This window comes from Endozoicomonas sp. PH6C (assembly GCF_059322965.1).
In genome coordinates, this window is the sequence record NZ_CP185342.1 from 3334707 (window position 1) to 3346986 (window position 12280).

Sequence of the window (12280 nt, forward strand, 5' to 3'; positions counted from 1 at the left end):
CCTGCATAAACACCAGCTTTCCAGGATTCTGACATGCATGGAATCAATAATTCCGTTTTTGAAAAACCACTAACGCGAGCTCAGGCCAGAGCACTGCAACTAACGGGTAACAATGCGGGTAGGTCCGTTTCTGCAGCTGGCAAGAAAAAAAAGCAAAAACTTAAACTGCAAGATTTAGATTCAGATACACTTTCCATGATTTTTTGTCATTTGAAACTTCGGGATATTCGCAGTTTACAAAAGGTATCTACTCGTCTTCGTGACGTTATCAAAGAAGATAACGCTCTGGCAAAAGCCTGGTATCGCCAGTTTACTTCAGCACATCAGCAGCAACTAAGGATGACCCTCAGTACAAAAAACAAGGATCAACTCCGTGCGTGGTTAGAGTCATTTTCGAATGATCAGGCGTTGGTCGAGTCACTCACAGATCGTCGGCTGACGGGTCTTTATTCACCTGGTCTGTTATTTTTCACAAAGGCTAAGCTGATGTCTGAATGTGACACCTTTGAATTAGTTACTAAAGCCACCATTGACAAAAATTATAAAGACAACAGCATTGACGATCTCATCCGAATTGGACGCATCAATACAGTCTACTCAGCCGAACTCAGTGCCGATGGCCGCTATTTGGTGACCGCCAATGGAGACAATACGGCAAAAATCTACGGCCATAAGCCTGATGGAACATGGGAAAAAAAAACCACCATTCCCCGTGACGGTCGGGTCGAATCAGCGATTTTCAGCCCCGATGGTCATCATCTAGTCACCGCCAGTTCCGATGGTTCGGCGAAGATATATGATCTGAGCTGTGATGAATCATGGGAGCCAAACACCATCATTCGCCATAATCGTGACGTCAAATCAGCTACCTTCAGCAGCAATGGTCGACATGTCGTGACCTCCAGTAGGGTCACAGCGAAAATCCATAGCCGGAAGAACGATGGATCATGGCAGTTAACGGCCACCCTTCCCCATAACGATTATCTTCATCCAGCCATTTTCAGCATCGATGGCTGCCATCTAGTAACCACCTCTGGTATTACGGTGACAATCCATAGCCAGAAGAACGATGGATCATGGGAAGAAAAAAATACCATTACCTATGTTGGTGGTATCTTGTCTGCCACCTTCAGCGGCGACACTGGCAGTGTGGTCGCCACCGGTCTTGGACAGAAAGCGATTATCTACGACAATAAGGCCGATGGATCATGGCAAAAAAATACCACCATTCATCACTCGATCCATTCAGCAAGATTCAGCCCCGATAGCCGCCATCTGGTGACTCGCGGCTACGAATGCAAAGTAAAAATTTACAGCAGAAAAGCCAATGGCTTGTGGCAAGTAAGAACCACCTTTTCCCACAAGGGTTTCGTCATATCAGCCAACTTCAGCCCTGATGGCCGCCATCTGGTGACTGCCAGCGTTGATAAAACGGCGAAAATTATGGGTCAGCAAGATGATGGGTCATGGTCAGAAAAAGCCAGCATTGTCCATGATGACCGGCTCTCATCGGCCTCCTTTAGCGCTGATGGCAGCCAGGTGATCACATCCAGTCGGGACGGTATAGTAAAAATCACTGAGCTGCGAAGGAATCATTCATGGCCTGCTGTCACTGAGTGACACTATCTTAAGTGTGCCGAAAGAAATTTTGTTAGTTGTACTTACCAACTTGTCATGAACTTTCATTCTGGAACTTTATCTGACTGACTGAATATTTTTAAAACTCTCTGGTGATCGAAAATAAACACCAACTTTGCAGGATCCACACATGCATGGAATAAATAATAATTCCGTTATTGAACCACCACTAAAACAAGCTCAAGCTCTATCACTAACACCAACAGGTAACCTCGAGGGTAGGTCCATCACTGAAGCTGACAAGAAAGAAAAGCAAAAACTTTCATTACAAGATTTAGCCTCAGATACACTTTCCATGATTTTTTGTCATTTGAAACTTCGGGATATTCGCAGTTTACAAAAGGTATGTACCCGCCTTCGCGACGTTATCAAGGAAGATAACACTCTGGCAAAAGCCTGGTATTGCCAGTTTTCTTCAGCACACCAGAATCAACTCAGGATGACCCTCACTACAAAAACCGAGAATCAACTCCGTGCATGGTTTGAGCCGTTTTCCAATGATCAGGCGTTACTCGAGTCACTCACTGATCGCCAGCCGACGAGTGTTTATTCACCTGTATTATTTTTCACCAGGGCTAAACTGATGTCTCAATGTGAAACATTTGAATCAGTCACTAAAGCCACCATTGACAAAACTTATAATACTAACTCAGCGAACAGCACTGCTGAATACCTTCATACATTAAACCTCAATCGAGTTAGCACGGCAGCCCTCAGTGCCGATGGCCGCTATCTGGTCACCGCCAATGGTGACAAAACGGCAAAAATCTACGGTCAAAAGGCTGATGGAACATGGGAAAAAAAAACCTCCCTGCCTCATAGAGGACGGGTCGAATCAGCGATTTTTAGTGCCTATGGACACCATGTAATCACCACCAGTGCGGGTTGCACGGCAGAGATATATGGTCTGGGGTGCGATGAATCATGGAAACTGAAATTCACCACTCTCCATGATCTTCCGATCCATTCAGCCGCCTTCAGCACCGATGGCCAACATGTATTGACCGCCAGTCTCGACGGAGAGGTGAAGATCCATAGCCACAAGCGCGATGGATCATGGGAAAGAACAGCCATACTTTCCCTTGGATTTCGTCTCGAATCAGCAGCCTTCAGCAACGATGGCTGCCATCTGGTTACCACCTGTTGGGATAATACAGCAAAAATCTATAGTCAGAGGGCTGATGAATCATGGGAAGAAAAGGATACCATTCCCCATGATAGTTCTGTCATGTCTGCCGCCTTCAGCGCCGATGGTGGCTATGTGGTCACCACCTGTAAGGATTGCAAGGCGAGAATCTTCAGCAAGAAGGCCGATGGATCATGGGAAGAAAATGCCGTGATTCAACACAGGAGTCTTGTCAAATCGGCTACCTTCAGTCCCGATGGCCGACATCTGGCCACTGCCAGCAGCGATGGCACGAAAATCTACGGCCGAAAAGCCGATGGTTTTTGGGAAGTAAAAGCCACCTTTTCCCATGCCAGGGCGGTCTCATCAGCCACCTTCAGTCCTGAGAGTCGCCATTTGCTAACTTCTGCCCACTACGACAAAACTGTGAAAATTATTGGTCAGCAGGATGATGGGACATGGTTAGAAAAAGCCACCATTGCCCATGATGACTTCGTCACATCGGCCACCTTTAGCGCTGATGGCAGTCAGGTGATCACCTCCAGTGAGGATGGCATAGTAAAAATAACTGAACTGCGAAGAAATCATTCACGGTCTTTTGTCACTGAGTGACACCATCCTGCACGCACTGAAAGTCATTTTGTTAGTTTCACTAACCAGCCTGTTATGAACTTTCATTCTGGAAATGTCTCTGACTAACTGAATAATTTTTAACCCTCCCCGGTGATCAAGAATAAACACCAGTTTTGCAGGATCCTGACATGCATGGAATCAATAATTCCGGTTTTGAACCACCACTGAAGCAAGCTCGAGCCAGAGCGCTGGCACTATCGGGTAACAATGCGGGCAGGTCCGTCTCTGTTGCTGAGAAGAAAGAAAAGCAAAAACTTTCATTGCAAGATTTAGCCTCAGGTACACTTTCCATGATTTTTTGCCATTTGAAACTTCGGGATATTCGCAGTTTACAAAAGGTATCTACCCGTCTTCGCGACGTTATCAAGCAAGATAACGCTCTGGCAAAAGCCTGGTATCGCCAGTTGACTTCAGCACATCAGCAGCAACTAAGGATGACCCTCAGTACAAAAAACAAGGATCAACTCCGTGCATGGTTTGAGTCATTTTCGAATAATAAAGCGTTATCCGACTCACTCGCAGATCGTCGGCCGACGAGTGTTTATTTACCTGGTCTGTTATTTTTCACCAAGGCTAACCTGATGTCTGAATGTGACACCTTTGAATCAGTCACTAAAGCCATCATTGACAAAAACTATAAAGACAACTCAGCCAACAGCCTTGGCGAAACCCTCTATATAAGTCGCCTCAATAAAGTCTACTCAGCCGCCATCAGTAATGATGGCCGCTATCTGGTTACCGTCAATGGAGACAAAACGGCAAAAATATACGGCCAAAAGGCTGATGGAACATGGGAGAAAAAAACCACCATTCCCCATGACAGATCGGTCAAATCAGCGATTTTCAGCCCCGATGGTCATCACGTAGTGACCGTCTGTTCGGGTGACGGGGTGAAAATATATGATCTGGTGCACGATGAATCATGGGTACCAAATACCACCATTACCCATGATGGCCGCATCAAATCAGCCACTTTCAGCACCGATGGTCGACATGTGGTGACCACCGGTTGGGATTACACAGCGAAAATCCATAGCAAGAAGGACGATGAATCATGGGAGATAACAGCCATCTTTTCCCAACAGTATGCTGTCTATTCAGCCATTTTCAGCATCGATGGCTGCTATGTCTTAACCACCTGTCAGGATGATACGGTAAAAATCCATAGCCAGAAGGACGATGGATCATGGGAAGAAAAAGATGCCATTCCCCACAATCATAATGTCATGTCAGCCAATATCAGCGCCGATGGCCGCTATGTGGTGACCGCAGGTCTGGATCCAAAAATGAAAATCTATGAGAAGAAGTCCGATGGATCATGGAAAGAAAATACCGCAATTCAACAAAAGAAAGCTGTCAACTCGGCCACTTTCAGCCCCGATGGCCGACATCTGGTGACTGTCAGCAGCGATCGCACAGTTAAAATTTACGGTAGAAAAGCCAGTGGCTTATGGGAAGAAAAAGCCACCTTTGCCCATAGGGGTTGGGTCTTATCAGCCACCTTCAGCCCTGATGGCCGACATGTTGTAACCGCCAGCTATAACAATAAGGCGAAAATAATTGGTCAGCGGGACGACGGATCATGGTCAAAAAAAGCCTCAATTTTCACTGCTGGCTGGATTTCATCGGCCACCTTTAGCGCTGATGGCAGTCAGGTGATCACCTCCAGTGAGGATGGCATCGTAAAAATCACTGAACTGCGAAGAAATCATTCACGGTCTGTTGTCACTGAGTGACACCATCCTGCACGCACTGAAAGTCATTTTGTTAGTTTCACTAACCAGCCTGTTATGAACTTTCATTCTGGAAATGTCTCTGACTAACTAAATATTTTTTAAACCGCCCTGATGATCGAGATTAAACACCAACTTTGTAGGATCCAGACATGCATGGAATCAATAATTCCGGTTTTGAACCTCCACTGACGCGAGCCAGAGCCAGAGCGCTGGCATTAACGGGTAACCATCAGGGTAGGTCCATCACAGTAGCTGACAAGAAAGAAAAGCAAAAACTGTCATTACAGGATTTGGCCTCAGATACACTTTCCATGATTTTTTGTCATTTGAAACTTCGGGATATTCGCAGTTTACAAAAGGTATCTACCCGTCTTCGCGACCTTATCAAACAAGACAATGCTCTGGCAAAAGCCTGGTATCGTCAGTTTACTTCAGCACATCAGCATCAACTAAGGATAACCATCAGTACAAAAAACAAGGATCAACTCCGTGCATGGTTTGAGTCATTTTCGAATAATAAAGCGTTATCCGACTCACTCGCAGATCGTCGGCCGACGAGTGTTTATTTACCTGGTCTGTTATTTTTCACCAAGGCAAAGCTGATGTCTGAATGTGATACCTTTGAATTAGTTACTAAAGCCAACATTGACGATCTCATCCGAATGGGAAGCATCAATGTAGTCTACTCGGCCGCACTCAGTGCCGATAACCGCTATCTGGTGACCGCCAATGGAGACAATACGGCAAAAATCTACGGCCATAAGCCTGATGGAACATGGGAAAAAAAAACCACCATTGCCCATGAAGGACGGGTCAGATCAGCGGTTTTCAGCCCCGATGGTCATCATGCAGTCACCGCCAGTTCGGATGGTACGGCGAAGATATATGATCTGAGTTGTGATGAATCATGGGAGCCAAACACCCTCATTCACCATAATGGTATCGTCAATTCAGCTAGCTTCAGCAGCAATGGTCGAAATGTCCTGACCGCCAGTTTGGATTATACAGCGAAAATCCATAGTCGAAAGAACGATGGATCATGGGAGCTAACGGCCACCCTTCCCAATGAGACTTTTTTCTATGATGCCATTTTCAGCATCGATGGCTGCCATGTATTAACCGCCTCTGATAACACGGTGACAATCCATAGCCAGAAGTACGATGGATCATGGGAAAAAAAAGATACCATTCCCCATGTTTTTAACGTCTTGTCAGCCATCTTCAGCGCCGACACTGGCTATGTGATCACCAACACTCTTGATTCGAAGGCGAAAATCTATGGCAAGAGGGCCGATGGATCATGGAAAAAAAATACCATCATTCAACACTGGGTCAAATCCGCCAGATTCAGCACCGATAACCACCATCTGGTGATTGTCGGCTACGATTACAAAGTAAAAATTTACGGCAGAAAAGCCAATGGCTCGTGGAAAGTAAAAGCCATCTTTTCCCATGAGAGTCATGTCATATCAGCCAACTTCAGCCCCGATGGCCGCCATCTGGTGACTGCCAGCCTTGATAAAACGGCAAAAATCATTGGCCAGCAAGATGATGGGTCATGGTCAGAAAAAGCCACCATTGTCGATGATGACTGGCTCTCATCGGCCACCTTTAGCGCTGATGGCAACCAGGTGATCACCTCCAGCGAGTATGGCATGGTAAAAATCACTGAACTGCGGAGACATCATTTTTTGTCTGCTGTCACTGGATAACATCACCCCTTAGGTGCTGAAAGAAACTTTATCCGTTGCGCTAACTTTGGAGGAGCCAGACATGGATGGAATTAATAATCACTCCAGCATTACAGGTTCATACTCGCCACCACCAAAGCGAGCTCGCCGGGGAAGTGTATCATCTTCTGTCAATGAGGGTAGAACCTCCGATGTCACTGAAAAAACAGCATTGAATGCTTTAATCAACATTAGTGCTTTCAGCGACAGTGCATTCAAACTGGAACAAGCGCAAGTTACTGACGAGAATTGTTCAGTCTGTTATGGGTCACACACGGCAAGTATAATGAAAACGCCATGTAAACACCTTTTTCACGTGCATTGTTTGTATCAGTGGCTGCAAACCAGACTGCGAAACAGGACAGTTAAAACCTGCCCTGTTTGTCGCGCAGAATTGATTAGCTTAAGGAACAAACTTAAAGACTTAAATGGTCTATTGGATAAATACGACGGTTGTTACTCATTAGATATTGCTGCCAGAGCAGTGAACGAATGGAATAAAGCAGAAGCATGTCATGGAGTCTTATATCATTTTGTCCAACTTTGCAGACATAACAGCCAGGCATCGGATGATTTACAGTATGTAAGTATCCTGCGAAAAATAATTCATCCGGTTATAAAAGCTGAGATTATCCATAAATATAAGATCAACTCCGCCGTCTTCAGCAGCAATGGCCGCCTGGTAATAACCGCCAGTGACGATGGAACGGCAAAAATCTATGGCTACCAGGCGGATGGATCATGGCAAGAAGAAGTCACTATAAGCCACTATGGTCCGATCAAATCAGCCTCCTTCAGTCAGGATGGACGACATGTAGTCACTGTCGGCAGGCATCACAGGGCGAAAATTACTGGCCAAAAGGACGATGGAACCTGGGAAACAGAAGCCACTATTCACCATAGTGGTTCGATCGAATCAGCCTCCTTCAGTGCCGATGGTAACCATGTACTGACTGTATCTAATGGGCAAAGGGAGAGAGTCGTTGAAATTAATGCCGATGGTCAGCTTTTTGTAACTATAAAAAACAAAAATCGGGTAACAGTAGCTGGCAAGCGAGCCGATCAAGTCTGGAAAGAAAAAGCCATCATTGTCCATGACAACACTGTCAACTCAGCCATCTTCAGTGCAGATAGCCTCCATCTGGTGACCGCCAGTGAGGATCATACTGCGAAAATCTTTGCTCAGAAAAACGATGGATCATGGCAAGAAGAAATGACCATTTGCCATAATACTCCGGTCAAATCAGCTAGCTTCAGTGCTGATGGCAGCCATATTGTGACTGTCGGTAAGGATAACGAGGTAAAAATCACTGGCCAGTGGAGCGATGGTTTATGGAAAGAAAGTGTCATCATTACCCATGATAAGACGGTCAATTCAGCCAGCTTCAGTGCCGATAGCCACCATCTGGTGACCGCCAGTGATGATAGAAAGGCGAAAATCTATGGTCTGAAAGATGATGGCTCATGGAAAGAAGATGCCACCATTCACCATAAAGGTATGATTAACTCAGCCACCTTCAGCGCCAATAGCCGTTATGTAATAACCGCCAGTGAGGATGGTAAAGCAAAAATCTATAGCCTGACGGATGATGGATTATGGGAAGAAGAAACCATCATCCGCCATTATGACCCAGTGATATCAGCCACCTTCAGCCCCGATAGCCGCTTTGTGTTAACCGCTGGTGTAGATAGAAGGGCGAAAATCTATAGCCGTAGGGGCGATGCAACATGGAAACATGAAGTCACCATCCGACATGGTGGTCCGATAAAACCAGCCTCCTTCAGCAACGATAGTCGCTTTGTGGTGACCGCCGGCAGAGGTCCCATGGCGATGGGTGGTCACAAGGCAACAATCACTGAGTTATGGAAGGAAGACTGATTGAATAGAAAGCTCATCCGAAAAACCCGGTGTAAATACTTCACTGGCCAAATAGACAAGTATTTTTCTGGCAAAGAGGTTGATTCAGCGAAAAGCACTCTGGCACAAGACAATTAACCGTTTAGCGATTCAGAAATTTTTGGCTATTCTCTGTTTCTACAACAAATAATGAAATCAACCAATGATGTTCCTTTATTTTTCCAGAACAGAAAGTCAAAACGGATTGTCCTGCCGTTTGCTATAAGGCGAAAAGAATGGAATTGATATTATTGACACAGCTTTTTTTGAGGGATTCGAATGCAACTTTGTCGTTTATTCATAGCATTTGTTGTTTCTCTGATAACTATCGTAGTTGTGCCATCAGTCTATTCTTCAACCATCATCGACCGACATAATCCCGATGGACAAAGATTTCAGATTGAAATCAGCGATGATACAGATCCGCAGAGCGTGAGTCAGTGGCAAGTGAGTTTGCTGCTTCCGGAAAGCTTCAATGACCGAAACAGCATTCTTTGCTTTAAGGCACCTGTGGTACCTGCTGATTTGAACAGTATCGCAATATGGGTCACGAACGACTTGAGTGACTATTGCTATAAGCTAGTGCTCCTGAATGAGCAGCAAACTCCCGTCTTCCGGCAGCTCTCACAAGGTGCCTCTGAGAATGGCGCACTGGTCCGCTTGAAATCAACGACGGCGGAGAGACCAGAGCTTATTTCTGTAACCACCGATCAACCGCTGAACGACAAAACCCAGGCCAGCCCGCTGACCCTTCTGCTCTATCCCGACAACCTGACCGACATTGGGATGAAAATCGGGCAAACCCAAAATAACACAATCACATTGAAAGGAGCCGGGTTCGCTGGCAACACCGATTTTACCGGTGGCGGTAATGGAGGCTTTTTCTATTCTCCTCCCCCTCCGGGAGGCGGAGGGGGAAGACCATCGGGATTATTCGAAATTGACCTGATTATCCTGAAACCCGTCAGCAACTGGCTGATGTCCATAGGCAAGGATTCTATCTCGTTTGCGGAAAAGCCATCCCCGGCGCGTCTGAAAATGACACGCGTCAATGCCGACGGCTCTTCCAGTGAGGCCGTTATACCCGTTGGTTGGCTTAACTTCCTGAATATAGAACAACTGACCGATGTTAATTTCTGGAACACCCTCTTCCAGCGTGCCGCCACTACTTGCCCAGCCAGCGAGAGCCTTCAGTGGCAGCTTGACTGTCTAAAACTATTTCTTGAGTACACTGCCTTGAAGACAGATCATGCTGATGTATTAAAGGCAGGTAATGGGTATGGGGAGTCATCGGATAAGGTACAAGATAAATCACTAAAGAACGAAAATAACGACCATCAAAAAGAAAAAAAAGGTGCCCCTGAAGATCAGGAGCGCAATTCACAGGGAGAAGACAATGATAGCAGTGGAGATGGTAATAACAGAAAAGACGACAATGGAAAAGTAAGTGAAAAAAACATCAGGACTCAAGACCTTCAGGTACTGGCGAAGCAACTTGTAGCCATCATTGAAAGCGACAATCCCGATGCCGTTTTTAAGCTGAGGCAAATACTGGTTGAGCTGAACATGCCTCTGCGTTTGCAGGTTTTGGAAACAAAAAGCACAAACACCGAGGGCATTAGTCTCACGCCCCTTGAGGCGATATTGAAGCTGCAGCGTTCCTGCTACGAAAACTCAACACGCAACCGTTTTATCGAACAGCTGATAGAAGCCACCAGTGATAAAACACGGACTTTGGATGATGTTAACATTCCGTCTGAACTCCAGCCAATAATTCCAGCTGACCAGACTCTACCCGAAGCTGGCAACAAGAACCTGATCATTTTGTATAAAATTGTTCGGGATATAATCCACAGAGTCAACCAATCCAGCCAACAGCCACCTATAGGACAATTTGAAAAATGTTGCTTTGCAGAGTACTTCGTCCAATTGTTCCTGCTCCGTTCCAACCCACTTGAACTTATTCTTTATCCGTTAGGACAAATATCAGATCCGGAAGTTAGGCGTGATATTCTAATTGGCGCACAGTCATTTACACTTTCCACTTCTTTTTTATATACCGTTACACAATTCCCTCAACACCCATCGTTTCATGAATTAAAACATTTCTTAAGTCGACTGTTGATTCCGGTAAAAACTCACACTTTACCACAGGAGCCTCCACTGCAAGGGGCTGCAATCATTAGTAGAGACAGCACTTCTAACAGAACAATAGCCTCTGGCTTTGCCGACAACTCCCTTCTCACTCGGCAACCTTATTTCCAACCATCCCTGCCTGCACCGATGAAGTATACCCACGGACTACTTTCAGATACCCCAGCGATTACTCCGGGAAATCCATCTAATGCAGGCGACAGCCCCAACAATCAAGAATTTCAAACTATCAATTGTGGTTTAGAAAAGCTGGAAACTGTTTTAAATGAGTACAGCAGGCTAAGAATCGAAGTTGAGCTGAAAAGAGGAGCTCAGGAAAAACAAGAAAATAAAAGACAACAGATTGAAGAGTTAACTGAAAAAGTTAAAGGGCTAAGCAAAGAGAATCGAGAGTTAAGAATGGAGGCTGAAGGGTTAAGAAGGCAGAATCAAGCGTTAAATACAGATAACCAGGGATTACGGAGCTGCGTGAGCTACCTGCAGGCTGAAAACGAATGCTTTAGTAAACAACTTGAAAAGGCGCATTATGCGCTCAGAGAACTACGAGAATCATTAAACGCTATGCCCCACTGGGCGCAAGAACCTATGACAGCCGCCAGCCCGGCGATGGGAAGCAATGGTGCCGGGCATAGTGGTTCTTACCAGCAGTCGGGCACTCACAATGAGCTTGCAACCCCTTCGTATGAGGCGACAAACTCATCCAATGAGCATTCAGAGTTACCATCAGTAGACGATATGCCCCATGGAGAACAGCAACCGATTTCAACGACCAGCCCGTCGAAGGCACAGTCGACGACATCTGTACAAAAAAAACCAATGTCGCTCTGTTTTCATTACTACAGACTCTGCCTTCTGAAATTTGACTGCTGCAGATTCTATTTCCCCTGCCATAGATGTCATAACGAAAGTGATCTATGCGAGGTTACGAATAAACTGCCGTTTGATGCAAAACAGTTTCAATGTTCTCTCTGCAAATATGAGGGGGACATTACAGAAAACTCCCAGAAATGCCCTGGCTGCCACCAGCAAATGTCGGAATATTTCTGTGCACGTTGCAAACTCTTTACCTCTAGCGAAAGATCCATGTTCCACTGCGATAAATGTGATGCTTGCCATAGGAGCAAGGATAAACTCTTTCACTGTGATGTTTGCAACCTTTGCCTTGATATAAATTTACAAAGCACGCACAAATGCCGACAAATCTCAGGGCGCGAAACCTGCTGCATCTGTCTGGAAGAGGTCCCCGGCGACCGTTTTGTCCTTCCCTGCTCCCACCAAGTTCACGGGGAGTGCGGCCTTTTGATGGTTCAAAACAGGGTAGAAGACTGCCCTGTTTGCAGGCATCCCTTATACCCGTAAGAAGGTG

General features: G+C 45.7%; 6 protein-coding genes. All 6 read left to right on the forward strand.

Annotated features, from left to right (window positions below; translation table 11 throughout):
* Positions 1-33 precede the first annotated feature (33 nt).
* The 6 genes from ACOMG9_RS12425 (at position 34) to ACOMG9_RS12450 (ending at position 12273) form a co-directional block, all read left to right on the forward strand.
* Positions 34-1620: an F-box/WD repeat-containing protein gene (locus ACOMG9_RS12425; RefSeq protein WP_448217134.1), complete on the forward strand. Its 1587-nt coding sequence runs from the start codon at positions 34-36 to the stop codon at positions 1618-1620.
* Positions 1621-1768: 148 nt separating this feature from the next.
* The gene (locus ACOMG9_RS12430; protein WP_448217135.1) at positions 1769-3376 is read left to right on the forward strand and encodes an F-box/WD repeat-containing protein; all 1608 of its coding nucleotides are present in this window, start codon (positions 1769-1771) and stop codon (positions 3374-3376) included.
* A gap of 149 nt (positions 3377-3525) precedes the next feature.
* Complete coding sequence (locus ACOMG9_RS12435) at positions 3526-5133, forward strand: F-box/WD repeat-containing protein (protein ID WP_494530319.1); 1608 nt, start codon at positions 3526-3528, stop codon at positions 5131-5133.
* A gap of 149 nt (positions 5134-5282) precedes the next feature.
* Positions 5283-6845 (forward strand): F-box/WD repeat-containing protein, encoded by a 1563-nt coding sequence (locus tag ACOMG9_RS12440; RefSeq protein WP_494530320.1) that lies wholly within the window; start codon positions 5283-5285, stop codon positions 6843-6845.
* Positions 6846-6906: 61 nt separating this feature from the next.
* The gene (locus ACOMG9_RS12445; RefSeq protein ID WP_448217138.1) at positions 6907-8742 is read left to right on the forward strand and encodes an RING finger domain-containing protein; all 1836 of its coding nucleotides are present in this window, start codon (positions 6907-6909) and stop codon (positions 8740-8742) included.
* 297 nt (positions 8743-9039) lie between these two features.
* Positions 9040-12273: a CHY zinc finger protein gene (locus ACOMG9_RS12450; RefSeq protein WP_448217139.1), complete on the forward strand. Its 3234-nt coding sequence runs from the start codon at positions 9040-9042 to the stop codon at positions 12271-12273.
* The last annotated feature ends 7 nt before the right edge of the window (positions 12274-12280 follow it).